Genomic DNA, 18,198 nt, shown 5'->3' with positions numbered 1-18,198 from the left:
GCCGCCGCGGCGGCCGTCGCCTGCGCCGGGGCCGGGGCGGGGATCGCCGTCGTGCTGATGCCGTCCGCGCCCGGACAGCACGCGCGCTCGGTGCTGGTGGAGCCCGTACCGAGCCGGGCGAAGAGCCCCACGACCGCACCACCACCGTCGCCGGCCCCCACCCCGAGCGCCTCCCCCTCGCCGTCACCGTCGGCCTCCGCAGCACTCCCCACGGACATACCGGAGACCGGGCCGGGCACGTTCAAGGTCGTGCCGGCCAAAGGCACGGCGTACGGGAAAGGGCGAATCCGGCGCTACCGCGTGGAGATCGAGGACGGGATCCGGTTACCCGGGCCACAGACCGCGCGGGAGATCTCCGACATCCTCGGACATCCACGCGGCTGGACGAACGACGCGGCGTACGGATTCAGGCTCGTTTCCTCCGGGCCCGTGGACTTCACGGTCAAGGTGGCCACGCCCGCGACGACCGACCGCCTCTGCGACGTGACCACTCCCGCGAGCCGCGGCAACGTCAATTGCCGTACCGGCCACTCGGTCGTGGTCAACCTGAAGCGCTGGCTTCAGGGATCCCCCCGGTTCGACGGGCCGATCACGGAGTACCGGGCCCTCATCATCAACCACGAGGTGGGACATGAGATGGGCCGCGGGCACGAGGGCTGTGCCGGGCCCGGCGCGCTCGCGCCGGCGATGATGCAACAGATCAAGGGACTGAACGGCTGCGTGCCCAATGCCTGGCCCTACGACAGGGCGGGGCGGTACGTCCAGGGACCGCCCGAGCCCTAGCGAAGCCGCGTCGTGCGGCGCGGACCTCAGACGTGCCCGGCGGGGCAGTTCGCGATCCGGTGGTGCACTGCGAGCACAGACGTCTGGAACCGGGAGACGCCACCCAATTTGGCACGAATGTTCTCCAGGTGGAACTTCACCGTGCGCACGGTCATCCGAAGACGTTCGGCGAGTTCCTCATTCGAGGGACCATACGCCATTTGTTCGAAGACCTGGAACTCTCGTTCGGTCAGATCCGGCAGGTGAAGAATTCCCTGCCGGATCCATTCGGTCTCCCCGTCCCCCAGCGCCGGGTCGGCCACTCTGCAGTGGATGCATAAGTCACCGGGCTTCCCGCCCTTTTCGCCCTTGGTGCCGGAAACCTCTTCCACACTCACGACCCCCCGTCGCCCGTGTTCACCCAAGGATGCCCGATGCCGCAAGGCATCCATTTCGATCATAACCACGCGCAGCAGCTCGGGCGCTGGTCGGAACAGACATTCCCGGCGACCATTTCCCATCCTTTCCTCCGAGGAACGGACGGGAGCGGATGGGAAAGGACGGGATCGGGTGGGAACGGATGGGAACGGATGGGAACGGTCAGAGCGAAAAGAGATCCGGATATCGAACGCCATCGCCTCCATCAGCGGGCCTTACGGCCACGGACCCGCACCGTCCGCCCCGAATGGCTCGGCCGGACGGCTGCAGGCAGGCTGGGAGGATGAGGACCGAGGCGCACGGCACCGCCGAGGGCGGCGTGGCCGGATTCCTGCAGAACCCCGTCGTCGGCATGGCGCCATGGATCGTCTTCTCGCTGCTCGTCGGCCCCGGCCGGTTCGAGATCGCGGTGAGCATCGCCCTGGTGACGGCGGTCGTCCTGGTCGTGGCCGGCCGTATGGTCAACCGGGGCAGCTCCTGGAAGATCCTGGAGGTCGCGGACGTCGTCTTCTTCGCGGCCATGGCCGTCATCGGGGCCTTGGCGAGCGACGGCACACTGCGCTGGCTGGAGACGTACGCCGGAGAGGTCTCCAACATCGCGCTCACCGTGATCGCCTTCGGCTCGATCGCGGTCGGGGTGCCCTTCACCCTCCAGTACGCGAAGGAACAGGTGGACCCGGCGTACTGGAACACGCCGGCGTTCCTCCGCACCAACCGGATCATCACGGCCGTCTGGGGCCTGGCCTTCCTCGTCGCGGCGCTCGCGGGCGCCTACGGCGACCTGGTGCTGCACAACCCGGACAACATCTGGACCGGGTGGATCATCCAGATCCTGGCGATCGTCGCGGCCGTGAAGTTCACGGTCTGGTACCCCGATGTCGCCCGCGCCCGCGCCCGCGGGGAGCGGCCGCCGCACCCGGCCGGGTTCCTGCTCCCCCTGGCCGGGCTCCTGGTCCCCATCGGCATCGCGGTGCTGATCTTCGACGGTGGTTTGTGGTGGCTGGGCGTCGCCCTGATCGTGGCCGGCGCCCTCCTGACCAAGGCCCTGACCGGCGCGGACACGGGCGGCCCGGCTTCGTGACCCGCGGACGCCGGGCCGGCCTCGGGGGCTCGCCCGGCGCGCTCTGCCCGTGCTCGACGGGGTGGGATGGGGGCGGGGTGAGGGTGGCGGGGCTTCGCCTGGACGGAATCCGGGAGGTGCCCGGGGGCTGCCCGTCAGTCCCAGTGTCATTACGTGCCGCCCGCCGGCGTCAAGGGCGCTCCCTCCGGTCGCGTCGGCAAGCCGATGGCCCGTTGGGCCACCCTTGACACCGACGACCGTCACGCAACGACAAGGACTGTCGGGCCGCCCCCGGGGGATGGCATGGGAGGAGCCTTCGGATCCTGACGCTCTGGCGTTGGTGGGCACGAGCAGCGGCTCCCGCCCGGCCAGCCGCCCTCCGGGCGGACGCGGAAGCGAAGTCGATCAGTTCTACGTACTTTGGGCCGGTCCAGGCGCCCCAAATCGCTACGCGCTTCTCCTTCTCGGCGGATACGGGCCGCCGGTGGCCGGACATAGACCGCCAACGATCTCTACGCGCTCCTGCCGAGATGGCGGATGCGGGGTGCCCGGTGGCCGGACATAGACCGCCAACGATCTCTACGCACTCCGGGCGGTCGGCGGGTGCGGGTCGCCGGGGCCGGGAGAAGAGCTCGGGGGCCGGCAGGCCCATGAGGCAGGTGTACACACGGGCACGTGTCGGCGGCGGCGAGTGCTACGAGCTGCTGCTCCTCGGGCGGGCGGCGATTGTGGTCACCGTCCGCAGACTGATGCCGTGGCGCGTGTGCAGGCGGAACAGTTCGAAGGCGGCGAGTGCCGTCGTCGCCAAGGCCCCGCCCAGCGGAAGGAGGTTGGAGTCCGCGAACTGGTCGCCCAGGGGGAAGAAGACGTCCTGCAGGGCGAGTTCCCATGCCAGTACGACGGTCAGAAGGGCCGGCAGGGCCTGGTGGACCTCAACCGTGCGGAACATGTGCCGCGATATCGCCGGCACGGCGAAAAAGACGAACCCGACGCCCCGGGCCACGCAGTAGACACCGGCGATAGCGGCGACTCCGGACAACAGCGGTTTGTCGAAGGTGAAGAGCCACAGCGGCAGCGCCACACCTGCTGCGGCCAGGAGGATGTGCCCGAGGAACGCGCCCACGGCGGTAAGCGGGCCCGGTAATCGTCGGATCATGCGTCTGCGGTGCTCGGGATGCGCCAGTGCGATGTGGACCGCCAGGACGACGGGGACGGAGACCAGCAGCAGAACGGGTGTGAGACCTACCTTGAGCGCGCCGTCGCGCGCCCAGTAGAGCACCCCCTCCGGGTGCTGGGCCGCGACGGGCACCTTCATGACGAGCGCGATGCCCAGACCGCTCCAGAACCGGACCTCCTGAAGGATCCGGACGGGTCGGTCATGAAGAATCGCGTCGTCGGGCGGCTCCATGAACCGCTCGACGATCGTCCGGTCGGGGTGCTGCTCCACAACCTCGTCCACACGCCGATCGTGGCAGCCGACCTGCCTGGACGACAGCGTTCCGCACCCACCCGCCCAGCCATTCCCATGTACTGATTTCGAGCATCAGAACATGGCAGGCACTGGAGGAGTACGCCGCAGTGGCTTCCCAGTCACGGCCGAACCCGAACCCGAGAGGTCACCCGCACCCGCCGCACGACCGAAGCGGGTAGCGATCAGTGGCGGTCTATGTCCGGCCACCGGCGGCCCGCATTCGCTGAGAAATGAGGAGCGCGTAGCGATTTGGTGCGCCTGGACCGGCCTAAATTACGTAGATCTGATCCACTTCGCTTCCGCGTCCGCCCGGAGGGCGGCTGGCCGAGCGGAGCCGCTGCTCGTGCCCGCCGACGCCAGACCATCAGGATCCGAAGGCTCCTCCCATGCCATCCCCCGGGGGCGGCCCGACAGTCCTTGTCGTTGCGTGACGGTCGTCGGTGTCAAGGGTGGCCCGAAGGGCCATCGGCTTGCCGACGCGACCGGAGGGAGCGCCCTTGACGCCGGCGGCCGGCACGTAATGACACTGGGACTGACGGGCAGCCCCCGGGCACCCGCTCGCCCCCGCCCAGCCGGAGCCTCCGCACACCCCCGCCCCGCCCCGCCCCGCCCCGCCAACCGATCCCGCCCCGCCGAAGCCTCCGCACGCCCAGGCCCCACGCCCCTCGCGTCGTCACCACGCCAGCTGGGCGATCTCCTCCGCCACCACCGCGCACGCGTCCGCCGCCGGGTCGATCAGGGGGAAGTGGCCCACGTCGGAGAGGAGGGTCAGGCCCACCGTCTCGCCGGCCTTCGCGGCCGCCTCGACGTAGGACTCGGCCACCTTGGGCGGGACCACGATGTCCTCGCGGCCGTGGACGATCGTCGTGGCGATGCCGGTGGGGAGGAGCGCCGCCGGGTCGGCGTACGGCAGACGGATGCCGAACTGCGCGGGTCCGCCCAGCAGTTGCGCCGACGCGCCCCCGCACACCCCCAGCTCCTCCGCCACCGTGAAGTCCGCGATCGGCGCCAGCGCCACCACGCCGCGCAGTTCCGGCGGTTCGGGCAGCCGCCAGGAACCCGGCGCGTCGGCCGGCAGGACGTGGCGGGCCGCCGCCCACAACGCCAGGTGGCCGCCCGCCGAGTGGCCGGTCAGTACCGTGCGGCGGACGTCCGCCTGCGGAAGGGCCGCGGCCACGAGGGCCGGCAGGGCGTCCATCGCCGCGGCCACGTCGTCGAAGGTGTCCGGCCAGCGGCCTGCCACCGGACCGCCCGCAGCGATCTGCGAGCCGCCCGCACCCTGCGGTCCGGCCTGGTGGGGCAGTGCCGCGCCCCGCCGGTACTCCACATTGGCCACCGCGAAACCCCGGCGGGCCAGGAAGTCCGCAAGGGGCGTGATGTGCTGCCGGTCGTACGGGGCCCGCCACGCACCGCCGTGCAGGACGACCACCAGCGGTACCGAACCCGGCCCAGACTTCGACCCCGACTCCTCGCCCCCGCGCGGGGCGTAGAAGTCAACCACCTGGTCCGGGTGTTCGCCGTACGCGGCAGTCGCGTCCGGGGCCACCGGCGGGTGGGAAAAGGCCGACGCGGACTCGGCGGCGTCCCGTTCTACTGCGGGGTCCGTCATCGGTTGGACACACACCTCTCGGTACGCAGGCACAGGGCGTGCACGACTGCACGCGCCCGGCCCACGCGCACCCGACCGCGCCGCCCCGCCCGACTACGTGGGGGACGGCTGGGACACATGTTCCGGGCAGCGGGACGCTATCAGGCACCGGGCGGGCCGCAGAAGAAGACCGAGCAGCCCAGCGGAAGCACGACGGGAGCACGGCGGGGGCACGGCCCGGGGCCGTCACCCGCACATGACGCTCCCACCGACCCGACCGACCCGTCCGTCCGGCCCTCCGCGCTGACCCGTCTTCCTTGTCTCCGCGGAGGCGAGACGTTTCGCCCGGGCGTGTGCGCTGTGTGAGCACCCCGGACGCACCGGGGCGCTCACACGCGCCACGTGATCATCACCCGTAGATGTGACCCAGCGTCCGGGCGGCCCGCTCCACATCGGCGAATCCGACGTACAGCGGGGTGAACCCGAAGCGCAGCACGTCCGGGGCGCGGAAGTCGCCCACCACGCCGCGGGCGATCAGCTCGCGCATCACCCCGGCCGCGTTCTCGGTGCGCAGCGCGATCTGGCTGCCGCGCTCCGCGTGCGACTTCGGGGTCACGCACTCCACCCGCCCGGCGGGGACGTACGCCTCGACGCACTCCAGGAAGAAGTCCGTCAGGGCCAGCGACTTCCGGCGCACGGCCTCGACGGAGACCCCTTCCCAGACGTCCAGCGACGCCTCCAGGGCCAGCATGGACAGGATGTCCGGGGTGCCGACCCGGCCGCGCACCGCGCCTTCGGCCGGCACGTAGTCCGGCGTCATGGCGAAGGGCTCGGCGTGCGAGGTCCAGCCGGGCAGCGGGGAGTCGAAGGCCGCCTGGTGGCGCCGGGCCACGTACAGGTAGGCCGGCGAACCCGGGCCGCCGTTCAGGTACTTGTACGTGCAGCCGATCGCGAGGTCCACGCCGTTCGCGTCCAGGTCCACCGGGAGCGCGCCCGCGGTGTGGCAGAGGTCCCAGACCGCGAGGGCGCCCGCCGCGTGCACGGCGGCGGTGAGGCCCGGCAGGTCGTGCAGCCGGCCCGACCGGTAGTCGACGTGGTTGAGTAGGACCGCGGCCGTGCGCGGCCCGAGCACCGACGGGACGTCGGCAGGTTCCACGGGGACGACCTTCAGGCCGGTCATCCGGGCTGCCGACGCGGCGATGTAACCGTCCGTCGGGAAGGTGGTGGCATCCACGACCAGCTCGTCGCGACCGCCGACCCCCGCACCCGCATCCGCATCCGCACCCGCGCTCACGTCCGCGCCCGCCAGCCGGGCCGCGCCGACCAGCGCCTTGAAGACGTTCACGCTCGTCGAGTCGCCGACCACGATCTGTCCGGGCGCGGCCCCCACCAGGGGTGCGATCCGGTCGCCGATCCGCTCGGGGGCCGTCCACCAGCCGCTCTCGTCCCAGGAACGGATCAGCAGCTCGCCCCACTCGCGGGACACGACGTCCGCGACCCGCCCGGGGACACCTGCGGGCAGGGCCCCCAGCGAGTTCCCGTCCAGGTAGACCAGGCCGTCCGGCAGGGTGAACCGTTCGCGCAGCTTGCCGAGCTCGTCTTCGGCGTCCAGGACCTCCGCGCGTATCGAAAGGGAGGTCTCAGACATGGCTGCGCGCCGTCCACAGCTCGGGGAACACGTTCTTCGCGGCACGCTTCTCCAGCCACGACACGCCGGCCGATCCGCCGGTGCCGGTCTTCGCGCCCATCGCCCGCCGGGTGGCGACCAGGTGGTCGTTGCGCCAGCGCCAGACCAGTTCGGCCACGTCCGTCAGGGCCTCGCCGAGCCGGACCAGGTCGGGGTGCTCCTCCGGCCGCGCGTAGAGGCCGGTCCACACCGCCTCCACCTCCGGCGAGGACTCGTACCGCCGGGACAGGTCCCGGTCCAGTACGGCCGCCGGTACGGGCAGGCCGCGGCGCGCCAGCAGGCGCAGCACCTCGTCGTACAGGCTGGGCTCCTGGAGCGCCTTCTCCAGCTCCGCGTGGACGCGGGGCGCACCGCGGTGCGGGACGAGCATGGACGCCGACTTCTCGCCGAGCAGGAACTCCATCCGGCGGTACATCGCGGACTGGAAACCGGAACCCTCGCCGAGGGCGGCCCGGTAGGAGTTGAACTGTCCCGGGGTGAGCTGCGCGAGCGGCCGCCAGGACTGGTTGAGGGCCTCCAGCTCACGGACGGATCGTTTCAGTGCGTCCCTCGCCACATCGAGCCGGTCCTCGCGCAGCGCGCGGGCCGCGGTCTCCCATTCGTGGACGATGACGGTGAACCACAGCTCCATGACCTGGGTGGTTACCAGGAAGACCATCTCGCCCGGGTCGTCCGAACGGGGGTGCTGGAGGTGGGTGAGGACGTCCGCCTGGACGTAGTCCTCGTACGGGGTCGTGCCAGCGAAGTCGAGGTTCGGGGTATCCGAACCGCCCACTCCGGAGGCATCAAGGGAATGCGACATTACTGTCTCCTCGACACGAACTTCCGGGTAGCGGTCCGCTCCTTCCTGATGGGAAAAGTGGAGCCCCGGTCCCCTGCCCGCATCATATGCCCGGGTTTTCGCCCGGGGACCGTGTGAACCCCGCCACTCTTGTCCCGGCCGGCACATGGGCCGCGTCCACCGCATACGCCCCGGCGTGCACCCCGGACGACCCTCGCACTCCTACCCCGTCACCTCGTCCAGGGTGAACAGGCCGCCGTCCGGATCGCTCACCGTCACCCGCTCCGGCCCCTCCTGCTCGACCACCGCGCCGCCGTGCGCGTTCACCGCCGCCACCGCCGCCACCAGGTCCGGCACCTTGAAGTGGACCAGCCAGCGCGGCCGCCGCTGCGGCTTGGGGGACGCCTGCTCCACCGGCCCGCTGTTCAGCCTGGCCACCGGTGTGCCGCTGCGCCGCAGCACGACCTGGTCCTCCTCGTACGAGACGTCGCAGAAGCCGGCCGGGTCGTCACCGGTGGCCCACTCCAGCACCTCGCCGTAGAAGAACGCGGCCTCGAACGCGTCGCGCGTGTGCAGCTCCAGCCAGGCCGGGGCGTCCTCGCCCACCCGCCACTGCTCCTCGACCGCGCCCTCCCAGAGCCCGAACGCCGCGCCCTCCCGGTCGGTGGCGAGCGCCGCCCGCCCGCGCGGCGGGTACGACACCGGACCCACGCCGACCGTGCCGCCCCGCTCCCGGACCCGGGCCACGGCATCGTCGGCGTCGTCGACCGCGAAATACGGTGTCCAGACCACCGGTACGGCGAACTCCCCGGCCACCGCGCCGATGCCCGCCACCGGAACCCCGTTGTGCTCGGCCACCGAGAACGCCCGGCCGAAGGTGTCCCGGCGGAAGGTCCAGCCCAGTACCTCCCGGTAGAACCGCTCCGCGGTGTCCCGGTCGCGAGCCGTGAGGCTCAGCCAGCACGGTGCGCCCAGCACGTCCGACGCCAGCAGCACCATCACGCCACCTCCAGCACCACGAGTCACAACACGAGCGGAACCACAACAGCACGAACCACAACAGCACAACGAACAGAACCACCGGCGGAACCACCGGCGGAATCACCAGCGGAGCCACCGGCGGGACCACCGGCGAACCGGCGAGCGGCGCCGTGCCACCTCCAGCCTGCCCCGGCCGCTGGCAGACTGCGACCATGAGCATTCACCAGAACCTGCTCGGCGGGCCCGACCCGACCTACCTGCAGGAAAACACCGACGCGCAGAAGCTGCTTGCCGAGGGAGCGGCTGCCGCCGAGGTCGCGGCCCGGTTCCCGACCTTCTCCCTCGCCTGGGCACAGCTGGCCGAGGACGCCGCCGGGGCGGGCAGCACCGTGGAGTCCTACGCGTACGCCCGTACCGGTTACCACCGTGGCCTGGACGCGCTCCGCCGGGCCGGCTGGAAGGGCCACGGACCGATCCCGTGGGAGCACGAGGCCAACCGCGGCTTCCTGCGCTGCCTGGCCGCCCTCGCCCGGGCGGCGGGCGTGATCGAGGAGACCGACGAGGCCGCGCGGTGCCGCCAGTTCCTCAAGGACAGCAGCGAGACGGCGTACGCCGAGCTCCTCGGCGACTGACCGGCAGAGGGCCGGCACACGGGCCGCCGGAGCTCCGGCGGCCCGTAAGCGGAACTCGGATCCCGGCCCCGGTGTGTGGGCTCCCCACCACCCGGGCCGTCAGGTCGGTGCCCGGCACACCTCCCCCCGCACGCCACTCCACAGGACCGTGGAGGTGCAGTCGAACAAGGGGGAACGTTCCGTGAGCACCATGACCGCCACCATGAGCCCAGCCGCGACCAGCACCGCGCCCCCGGGCGCGGCCAGTATGACCGCGCCCCCGGGCGCCGTCCCACGCCGCCGCCCGGTCCGCCGTGATCCGGCCCTGGACGTGGGCGAGGAACTCTGTGCGGCGGTGTTCGGCTCGCTGCGCCGTCGCGACCAGCGGGAGAAGGGCCGTCAGTACGTGCTGGGCCTGCTGGCCACCCGCGGCCGCAAGTCGATCCGGAACATCGCGACCCACACCGGTGGGGTGGGCGCCGAGCAGAGCCTGCACCACTTCATCTCCGACTCCACCTGGGACTGGCAGCCCATCCGGTCCGCCCTCGCCGACTACCTGGGGCAGCTGTCCCCGCTCACCTCGTGGGTGGTCCAGCCGATGTCGATCCCCAAGGGCGGCGAGCAGTCGGTGGGCACCGGACACCGGTTCGACCCGCACCGCGGGCAGATGTTCCGCGGCCAGCAGGCCTTCGGCGTCTGGTTCTGCTCCCCGGAGGTGACCACTCCGGTGGGCTGGCGGCTGTTCCTGCCGGAGGAGGGCGCCGGGGGCGCCCCGCAGGCCGGTGTGGACTCGGGCGACCGCTCCTACGAGGAGTGTGCGGCGACCGCGGCACTGGACATGGTGCGGCAGTCTGCGCTGCCGGCCCGCCCGATCGTGCTCGATGTCCGGGGCATCGGCACCCGGGCCACGATGAACCGCTTCACCGAGGCCGGCCTGCCCGTGCTCGCCCGGATCGAACCCGGCACCCGGCTGCTGGTCACCGACCCGGCGCTGCCCGGGCACGGCGCCGGCACCCTGGCCGCGCGGGACGTGCTGCGCAACGTACGGGGGCTGCGGCTGCCGGTGAAGTGGGCCGATCCGCTGAGTCAGGGGCGGTGGCGGACCTCCTGGGTGTCCGCCGTGCGCGTGATGATGCCGGACCCGTCCCCGGCCCGGCGCCGCCACCTGATGCTGGTCGGCGACTGGGTGGACCCGACGCATCCGCCCACCGAGCTGTGGCTCACCGACATGCTGCGGCCGCCGGCGGCCGCGCTGCTGCGCATGACCAAGCAGACCCGCCGGGTCACGGCCGCGTCCCGGCACAGCGCGCAGGAGATCGGTCTGCGGGACTTCTCCGGGCGTTCGCTGCCCGGCTGGCACCGGCACGTGACGATGGCCTCGGTGGCGCACGCGGCCCGGATGCTGGCCGAGATCGAGTAGGCCGTTCCGGGGATCAGAAGGACGGCCGGCCCGCCCGGCTGCGGTGCAGGGCCTCCCGGGTGCGCCGGAGCCGTAGCGCCATCTGGATCTCCAGGGCGCGGGCCGGTTTCTGCCAGTCCTCGCCGAGGAGCTCCGCGATCCGTTCCAGCCGCCGCGAGACGGTGTTGGGATGGACGTGGAGCGCGTCGGCCGAGTGCATGGGGCTGCCGCCGGACTGGAAGTAGGCCTCCAGCGTGCGGGTCAGCTCGGTGAGGCGGGCCGCGTCGTACTCCAGCACCGGCCCGATGGCCGAGCGGACGAACGCGTCCACGTCGTGGTCGGCGGAGAGCAGCAGGCCGACGAAGCCGAGGTCGCGCATGGACGCCGTGCCGCCCGCCCCGTCGAGCGCGGTCAGTACCTCCAGGCAGCGCACGGCTTCCTCGTAGACCCGGGCCACCGAGGTGATCCCGGCGCCCGGTCCGGCCGCCCCGGCGGAGACGGGGTGGCCGAGCAGCGGGGACAGCTCCGCCGAGGCCCGGCGGGCGACGGCGGAGGCGTCGGTGCCGGGCAGCAGCAGCACCACGCAGCCGCGGCGGACCGCCCGCAGGCCGCCCATCCGGTACGCGTAGGACCCGGCCCAGGCCACCGCCTTGCCGAGGTCCCCGCCCTCGGGGCGGGCCACCACGACCACGTGGGGCGCGTCCGGGTCCATGCCGAGCCGCACGGTGAGGTCTCGCAGGTGGGTGTCCGCGTGCTCGGCGTAGCCGGAGTGGTCGAGCAGCTCCTGCAGCAGTTCGTCGCGTACGGGGCGTTCCACGGCGGCCGTACCGCGCTGGATCAGGGTCAGCGAGGCCACCGACAGCGCGGCCAGCTCCAGCAGCCGTACGTCCTCGTCGGTGAGCGGCGCGGACGCGCACAGCACCAGGACCCCGAGGTCCTCGGCTCCGGCGGTCACGGCGGCCACCCACACGTCGCCGGGCAGTCCGACGGGCCGACCGCCGGTGTGCGCGCGGAGCACGGCACGGGCGACGGCCTTCTCGTCCAGGTCGGGGAGGTCACCGGTGGCGGTGAGCGGCCGGCCGCCGGGATCCCGCACCTGCAGTACGCCGTCCAGCGCGTCGGCGGCGGCCCTGGCCAGGGTGCCCAGTCCGGCCCCGTCGATGACCAGCCGGGCCAGTCCGGCCTGGCAGTCCCACAGGTGGCGGATCCGGGTGAGGGCGGTGCCGGCGGTGGAGCCGAACCGCTCCAGTTCGGCAGCCTCGGCCCGGCCCCGCTCGGCCCGGGCCGCCTTGTCGATGGCGACGGCGGCGAGGTCGGCCAGCGGGAGCAGGGCCGCGATCTGGTCGGGGGTGAAGCGGCGGACGGTCCGGCCGGCGCCGTGGAGCACGCCGAGCACGGCGTCGCCGTGGCGGATCGGGACCGCGACCACGGCGCGGAGCCGCTCGTCCCGCACCAGCTGGTCGAGGCCGGGGCTGCGCGGGACGGCCGGGTCGGCGGTGTAGTCGGCGGTCCAGGCGGGGGCGCCACCGCCGTGGCCGGTGCCGAGGTCGAGGCCCAGGCGGTAGGGGACGGTCTCGCCCTCGCTGACGCGGAGGTACGAGCCGCCGTCGGGGCGGGCGCAGCCGACCCAGACCATGTCGAGGTCCAGCAGGCGGCGGGCCCGGCGGGCGATCACCCGCAGCAGGGTGTCGAGTTCACAGGGGGCGGCCAGGTCGTGCACCGTGTCGGTGAGCGCGCCCAGGGCGGCCTCGCGGTCGGCCAGCAGGGTGCGGGCGTGTTCCAGGGCTCGGGCCAGCCTGTCCCGTTCGGCCTCGGCTGCGGGCCCGTTCCCGTCCCCGTACCCGCCGTGGTCCCCGTACCCGCCGTGGTCCCCGTCCCCGCACCCGTCCTGGTTGCCTGCCGCGGCTGCCGGTGCCCCTGCCGGTGCCCGTGCGGGCTCCGCCGCCGGCACCTCCGTGCTTCCGGCCCGTCCCCCGGCCGTGGTGTCCGTACCGCAGGCCGGATGCGCCGTCGCCATGCCCCCGCTCCCCGTTTCCCGTCCCCCCGTTCCATGGCAAAGCCACGGAAAATCAGTCCGTTGAACGTAGGTTGCTCACGCGGCGTGGTCAAGTGGGGACTCAGCGGGGGCGGATGGCCGGTTCGGGGCGCAGGTCGGCGCGTGCCGGCGGGCCTCCCGGGGCGTCCCGGAGGGCCAGCGCGACGAGGGCGCCGAGGCGGCGGACGGAGTCAAGGGCGTCCTCGTTGGCGCAGGACGAGTACCAGCCGGGCAGCGGGCCGGGGCGGATCCGGCGCATGCCGAGCCGGCGTACGGTGGCGGCCGCGGCGGGCGCTCCGTCGAGGAAGACCGTGGCGGGCTTGCCCTCCCAGGCCGCGCGCCGGGCCTCCGCGGCGTCCGGGAGGGGCGCCCCCAGGACGTAGCCGTCGGCCGACTCCAGCGCCGCCCACTGCGCCTCGGCGATGCCCTCGGCGCCGATCAGGACGCTGCGCACACCGCTCTCGGCGACCCCGTCGCGGGCCGCGAAGGCCAGCGGAGAGGCGCTGCCCTGCGGGCCGTTGTGGACCACCGCGATCAGCGGCGTCTTCCGTGCCATCCGTTCCGTTCCTCGCCGCCTCGGCCGGAGCCGGCCGGCCACCGGCCGGAGGCGTCCCCGACGCCGCCCATACCGCATGTAGCTCACTTCGCATAGAAAGATATCCGCCGAATTTTCGGAGCTCCAGCCCTGCGGCGCCCCTTGTCAACTCACCCTGTGGATCGGCAACCGATCACGTGTCACTCGACATTGACACTGCGTCACGCCCACGGCCCGGCCACACCCTTCGGGCCTGCGGGTACGAGCGGGCGGCGGCTCAGACGGCCACCCCGCGCAGCAGGACGCGCCGCACTTCCCGGGCCACGTCGGCGCCGACCGGTCCGGATGCCCCGCCGACACGGCCCCCGCCGCCCGCCGCGGAGCCGGCGCCGAGCGCGTCGGCGAGTTCCCGGTACGTTTCGAGCGCGCTGCCGATACCGCCCGTACGCAGCTCGGCGCGGAGCTCCCGGTGCCGGCCCAGCGCCAGTTGGCACTCCACCCACTGGGTCAGCACCGCGCGCCGGGTGCGGTCCAGCCCTTCGATCCGCTCGGTGAGCCGGGGGCCGGCCGTGATGCCGTCGAAGGCCGGCCCCCGCCACAGCCCGAGCGCGTCGCGCAGTCGTCCGGCCGCGGCCTCGAAGTCGCCCCGGGCCATGGCGCGGTAGCCGGCCCCGGCGTCCCGGGCGAACTCGTCCAGGTCGCTCCGGCCCCCTCCGGTGTCGAGCAGGTATCCGCCGGGGCGGGAGACCAGTACGGCCTCGGGGGTGCGCCGGCCGCGCGGGTCCGCGGCCCCGGCCAGCAGGTCGCGCAACTGGCGTACGCAGGTGTGGAGAACGGCGCGGGCGCGCTCGGCCGGTGTGTGGACGGCGAGTTCCGCGGCCAGCACGGAGGCGGGTACGAGCTGGTCGGCGTAGGCGGCGAGCACCGCGAGGACCTGTCTCGCGTGTGGGGTGGCCGGGGCCAGCGGCAGGCCGTTCTCCCGGACCCGCAGCCCTCCGAGCACTTCGATGTCCACGGCTCTCCCCCCGTACGCGCCCTCGGACACGCTCGCCGACAAAAAAGATACCGCTATCCTTTTTCCCAGAACATACCCATCGTCCGGATTTCGGACATCGGGGACGATCCAGGCGGTCATTCCCCGGCCGGCCGTACCAGCCGATCTCCTCCACAGGCGCACGACCGTGCCCCGTCCGGCCCGTACGACCCGCCCCCGGGCCCGTACGACCCGCCCTCCGGTCCGTGCAGGGCGCGCGAGCCGCGGTCGGGCGCGGTGTCCAGCCGGACCGCCACCGCCGGGAGCACCAGGCTGGGCACGACCGAGGAGTAGAGCGCCGACACCTCCCGGTCCAGGTCGAGCCCGAGGGTGTGCGACATGACGTTGAGTCCCGCGAAGGAGCCGACGACCATCCGCGAGGGCTGCGCCGGATCCACGTGCGGGAGCAGCTCGCCACGGGCCTTGGCCTCGGTCAGCAGCCGGGTGTGCAGGTCGATCCAGCCCTGGTAGGGGGCGGCCCGGTCCAGTCCGGGACCGGCGTTCTCCAGGGTGAGCCGCGCACTGCCGCGCAGCAGCACGTCGCGCCGGAGCCGGTGCGAGAAGATCATGCCGACGTCGACGAACTCCTGGACCCTGAACTCCTGCGGCACGTACACCGGCTCGATGGACACCTGGGCCTCGATGACGGCCTGGGCGAGCTCCTCCTTCGAGTCGAAGTGGAAGTACAGCGCTCCCTTGGTGACCCGGGCTAGGGCAACGATGTCCGAGAGCTTCGCCGCGTCGTAACCGCGCTCCTCGAAGACCACGGCGGCCGCCTCCAGGACGGCCTGCCGGGTCCGTACTGCCCGGTCCTGCCTGGCCTGGGGCCGTTCCGTACTCATGTGCCGCGTGGCCCCTCTCCGCACCCCGCCGAATAGATACCCGCAGGTATGATTCCACACGCTCCGAAGCCGCGATCCCATGACCGCCGACGCACACGCGACTCCGAAATGGCCTTACGGCCCGCAGATGAGACGTGAACCTTTCGCCCCGGGTGCTCGGCAAACCCCGAAGTATGTTTCACTACGATCATGAACGCGTAAGGGCCCTGTCCCGCCCGTCGGGGGACAGGCGGGCCAAGGCCCTTACGCGAACGACCCGGCAGGGTGGCTGACGCCGCCCCCCCCCAGTCGGTTACTTCAGCTTGGTGCCCGTGGAGCGCAGGTTCGCGCAGGCCTCGGTGACACGCCGGGCCATGCTCGCCTCGGCCAGCTTGCCCCAGGTGCGCGGGTCGTAGGTGGACTTCTTGCCGACCTCGCCGTCGACCTTCAGCACGCCGTCGTAGTTCTTGAGCATGTGGTCCGCGACGGGGCGGGTGAAGGCGTACTGGGTGTCGGTGTCCAGGTTCATCTTCACGACGCCGTTCTCCAGCGCGGTGGCGATCTCCTGCTCGGTGGAACCGGAGCCGCCGTGGAAGACGAAGTCGAACGGGCTGGTCTTGCCGTACTTCTCGCCGACGCCCTGCTGCAGGTCCTTCAGGAGCTCCGGACGCAGGACCACGTTGCCCGGCTTGTACACGCCGTGCACGTTGCCGAAGGAGGCGGCCAGCAGGTAGCGGCCCTTCTCGCCCAGGCCCAGGGCCTCGGCGGTACGGAGCGCGTCCTCGACGGTGGTGTACAGCTCGTCGTTGATCTCGTGGGTGACGCCGTCCTCCTCGCCGCCGGTCGGGGTGATCTCGACCTCAAGGATGATCTTGGCGGCGGCGGCGCGGGGCAGTAGCTCCGCGGCGATGGCCAGGTTGTCGGCCAGGGTCTCGGCGGAGCCGTCCCACATGTGCGACTGGAACAGCGGGTTGCGGCCGGCCTTGACGCGCTCCTCGGAGACCGCGATCAGCGGGCGGACGTAACCGTCCAGCTTGTCCTTGGGGCAGTGGTCGGTGTGCAGCGCGATGTTGACGTCGTACTTGGCCGCGACGATGTGCGCGAACTCGGCGAGGGCGACCGCGCCGGTGACCATGTCCTTGCTGTGCTGGCCACCCAGGAACTCCGCACCACCGGTGGAGATCTGGATGATGCCGTCGCTCTCGGCCTCCGCGAAGCCGCGCAGTGCAGCGTGCAGGGTCTGGGAGGAGGTCACATTGATGGCCGGGTAGGCGAACTTGCCTGCCTTCGCCCGGTCGAGCATCTCGTTGTAGACCTCGGGAGTTGCGATGGGCATCTGTCCGCTCCTTGGATGTGCGGGAGTGTCTGGTTACTGGCCCTGACCTGGGGGCGACGTCGCCGTCGGGGCTATCTTTCCAGACTCCGCCAGGCAGTCGACCCCGCCTGGGCGGAGTGTTTCACGTGAAACACTCCGCCCCTCAAGCAAAGGAGCAGGTCAGCACGGACCAGCGGCGGCTCAGGCCAGGCCGAGGTCTTCCAGCTGGTAGCCGGTGAGGTACGACAGGCCCGCCTCGGCGATCGCACCGGCGGCACCGCGATCCACGATCGTGGCGACGGCGACGACCTCGCCGCCGGCCTCGCGGACCGCCTCGACGGCGGTCAGCGGGGAACCGCCGGTGGTGGAGGTGTCCTCGACGACCAGGCAGCGGCGGCCCTTGACGTCGGTGCCCTCGATGCGGCGCTGCATGCCGTGGGCCTTCTGCGCCTTGCGGACGACGAAGGCGTCCAGGCGGGAGCCGCGCGCGGCGGAGGCGTGCAGCATGGAGGTCGCGACCGGGTCGGCGCCGAGGGTCAGACCGCCGACGCAGTCGTAGTCGAGGTCCTTGGTCAGATCCAGCATGACCTGGCCGACCAGCGGGGCCGCCTCGCCGTCGAGGGTGATCCGACGGAGGTCGATGTAGTAGTCGGCCTCGCGTCCCGACGAGAGAATCACCTTGCCGTGGACCACGGCCTTGTCCTTGATCTGCTGGAGCAGCTCACCACGCACGTCACTCATGGTTATGAGCTTAGGCCCTACCTGTCCCCGTCGAGTCGGCGCCAGGTCCAGGTGGCCGAGATCTCCAGCGGGTCGACCGGTGTGACGAGCCGCGGCAGGGTGTTCAGCCCGTTGGGCGGGCCGCTCTGCGGCTCCACGCACACGGCCTCCGGCTGCTCGTCGTACACGACCACCCATTCGGCGCGGCTGGTGATCCGCAGCTCCAGGAGGGCCGGCCAGGTGAGGGTGACGTCCACCCCGTAGGGCATGCCGAAGCAGTCGTCCCAGGGGCCGGGAAGCGGGTCGATCCGGCGGCCGGTGGGGAGGTGGTCGTCGCCGCGCTCCTCCTGCCACTGGGGGTCGAAGTCGAGGCGTACGTCCTCCCCCTCGCCGAGGTTGCGGCGGAACCAGGGGTGCCAGCCGGCCTGGGCCGGGAAGGAGTCCCCGTAGGTCTCGACGCCCATGCCCAGGGTGAGCGAGGACTCGGTGAGCTGGAAGGTCTGCGTGACCCGGCCGGGGTAGGGCCACGGCTCGGCCAGGTCGTAGAAGAAGGCGGCCTCCGCCTTGTCCACCCGGGCCGGCTTCCATGAGGCGTCGCGGCCGAAGCCGTGGATGGCGTGGGGCGGCGCGTTCACCGGCATCTGGTGGCGCACCCCGCCGTTGCGGAACTGCCCCAGCTCGATGCGGCCGCACCAGGGGACCATCGGGAACGCACCGTACTTCTCACCCTGGCGCAGCAGCTCCGTGCCGTCGATGCGGAGGCTGCTGACGCGGCAGCCGTTTTCCTGGTCGACGGTCACTTCGGCACCGCCGGCGCTGAGTTGCGTAGTCATGCGGTCGAGCCTAGGGGGTGAGCCGACGATCGGGCCGGATCAGCGGGCCGCGTGCGTACTGGTCACGCGGGTGCCGGGGACGGCGGCGGGTTCGCCGGGCGGGCGTGTACCGGGCACGTGTGTGCCGG

General features: G+C 72.3%; 17 protein-coding genes. 4 read left to right on the top strand and 13 right to left on the bottom strand.

The features are described 5' to 3' along the window. Positions 1-57: 57 nt before the first annotated feature. Complete coding sequence (locus AC067U_RS11145) at positions 58-783, top strand: DUF3152 domain-containing protein (protein ID WP_478829585.1); 726 nt, start codon at positions 58-60, stop codon at positions 781-783. A 26-nt stretch (positions 784-809) separates the two neighbouring features. Here the strand turns inward: AC067U_RS11145 and AC067U_RS11140 are convergent, their stop codons facing one another. Next, the gene (locus AC067U_RS11140; RefSeq protein ID WP_478829357.1) at positions 810-1,160 is read right to left on the bottom strand and encodes a response regulator transcription factor; all 351 of its coding nucleotides are present in this window, start codon (positions 1,158-1,160) and stop codon (positions 810-812) included. A 323-nt stretch (positions 1,161-1,483) separates the two neighbouring features. On the opposite strand from AC067U_RS11140, the gene AC067U_RS11135 reads away from it, so the two are divergent. Beyond that, positions 1,484-2,281: a hypothetical protein gene (locus tag AC067U_RS11135; RefSeq protein WP_478829356.1), complete on the top strand. Its 798-nt coding sequence runs from the start codon at positions 1,484-1,486 to the stop codon at positions 2,279-2,281. Between the two features lie 673 nt (positions 2,282-2,954). Here AC067U_RS11135 and AC067U_RS11130 read toward each other — a convergent pair. The 5 genes from AC067U_RS11130 to AC067U_RS11110 all read right to left on the bottom strand — a co-directional run bounded on the left by AC067U_RS11130 (position 2,955) and on the right by AC067U_RS11110 (position 8,786). Further along, positions 2,955-3,719: a hypothetical protein gene (locus tag AC067U_RS11130; RefSeq protein WP_478829355.1), complete on the bottom strand. Its 765-nt coding sequence runs from the start codon at positions 3,717-3,719 to the stop codon at positions 2,955-2,957. A 685-nt stretch (positions 3,720-4,404) separates the two neighbouring features. Further along, on the bottom strand, positions 4,405-5,340 hold the full coding sequence (locus AC067U_RS11125; protein ID WP_478829354.1) for an alpha/beta hydrolase family protein: 936 nt from the start codon (positions 5,338-5,340) through the stop codon (positions 4,405-4,407). A gap of 388 nt (positions 5,341-5,728) precedes the next feature. After that, a complete protein-coding gene (kynU, locus tag AC067U_RS11120; RefSeq protein WP_478829353.1) occupies positions 5,729-6,967 on the bottom strand; it encodes a kynureninase in 1,239 nt (412 codons plus the stop codon). Beyond that, a complete protein-coding gene (locus AC067U_RS11115) occupies positions 6,960-7,808 on the bottom strand; it encodes a tryptophan 2,3-dioxygenase family protein (protein ID WP_478829352.1) in 849 nt (282 codons plus the stop codon). Before AC067U_RS11115 ends, kynU begins: the two co-directional genes overlap by 8 nt. 201 nt (positions 7,809-8,009) lie before the next feature. Next, positions 8,010-8,786, bottom strand: coding sequence for a VOC family protein (locus AC067U_RS11110; protein ID WP_478829351.1), 777 nt, complete (start codon positions 8,784-8,786; stop codon positions 8,010-8,012). A 194-nt stretch (positions 8,787-8,980) separates the two neighbouring features. On the opposite strand from AC067U_RS11110, the gene AC067U_RS11105 reads away from it, so the two are divergent. Further along, positions 8,981-9,400 (top strand): DUF3151 domain-containing protein, encoded by a 420-nt coding sequence (locus AC067U_RS11105; protein ID WP_478829350.1) that lies wholly within the window; start codon positions 8,981-8,983, stop codon positions 9,398-9,400. 247 nt (positions 9,401-9,647) lie between these two features. After that, positions 9,648-10,799: an IS701 family transposase gene (locus AC067U_RS11100; RefSeq protein ID WP_478829584.1), complete on the top strand. Its 1,152-nt coding sequence runs from the start codon at positions 9,648-9,650 to the stop codon at positions 10,797-10,799. 13 nt (positions 10,800-10,812) lie between these two features. Here the strand turns inward: AC067U_RS11100 and AC067U_RS11095 are convergent, their stop codons facing one another. The 7 genes from AC067U_RS11095 to AC067U_RS11065 all read right to left on the bottom strand — a co-directional run bounded on the left by AC067U_RS11095 (position 10,813) and on the right by AC067U_RS11065 (position 18,070). Further along, positions 10,813-12,795, bottom strand: a complete 1,983-nt coding sequence (locus tag AC067U_RS11095; RefSeq protein WP_478829349.1) for a helix-turn-helix domain-containing protein — start codon at positions 12,793-12,795, stop codon at positions 10,813-10,815. A gap of 100 nt (positions 12,796-12,895) precedes the next feature. After that, on the bottom strand, positions 12,896-13,369 hold the full coding sequence (locus tag AC067U_RS11090; RefSeq protein WP_478829348.1) for a hypothetical protein: 474 nt from the start codon (positions 13,367-13,369) through the stop codon (positions 12,896-12,898). 256 nt (positions 13,370-13,625) lie between these two features. Beyond that, the gene (locus tag AC067U_RS11085) at positions 13,626-14,363 is read right to left on the bottom strand and encodes an AfsR/SARP family transcriptional regulator (protein ID WP_478829347.1); all 738 of its coding nucleotides are present in this window, start codon (positions 14,361-14,363) and stop codon (positions 13,626-13,628) included. A gap of 116 nt (positions 14,364-14,479) precedes the next feature. Then, positions 14,480-15,223 (bottom strand): ScbR family autoregulator-binding transcription factor, encoded by a 744-nt coding sequence (locus AC067U_RS11080; RefSeq protein ID WP_478829346.1) that lies wholly within the window; start codon positions 15,221-15,223, stop codon positions 14,480-14,482. Between the two features lie 292 nt (positions 15,224-15,515). After that, positions 15,516-16,538 carry a class II fructose-bisphosphate aldolase gene (gene fbaA, locus AC067U_RS11075; protein ID WP_478829345.1) on the bottom strand — a complete coding sequence of 341 codons (1,023 nt, stop codon included), beginning with the start codon at positions 16,536-16,538 and terminating at the stop codon, positions 15,516-15,518. Positions 16,539-16,718: 180 nt separating this feature from the next. Beyond that, a complete protein-coding gene (gene pyrE / locus AC067U_RS11070; RefSeq protein ID WP_478829344.1) occupies positions 16,719-17,258 on the bottom strand; it encodes an orotate phosphoribosyltransferase in 540 nt (179 codons plus the stop codon). 17 nt (positions 17,259-17,275) lie between these two features. Continuing rightward, positions 17,276-18,070: an aldose epimerase family protein gene (locus AC067U_RS11065; RefSeq protein WP_478829343.1), complete on the bottom strand. Its 795-nt coding sequence runs from the start codon at positions 18,068-18,070 to the stop codon at positions 17,276-17,278. Between the last annotated feature and the right edge of the window lie 128 nt (positions 18,071-18,198).

This window comes from Streptomyces sp. NPDC043853, from assembly GCF_056436025.1.
Note: the sequence above shows the minus strand (reverse complement) of the source record. Positions and strands in the feature narration are given on the sequence as shown.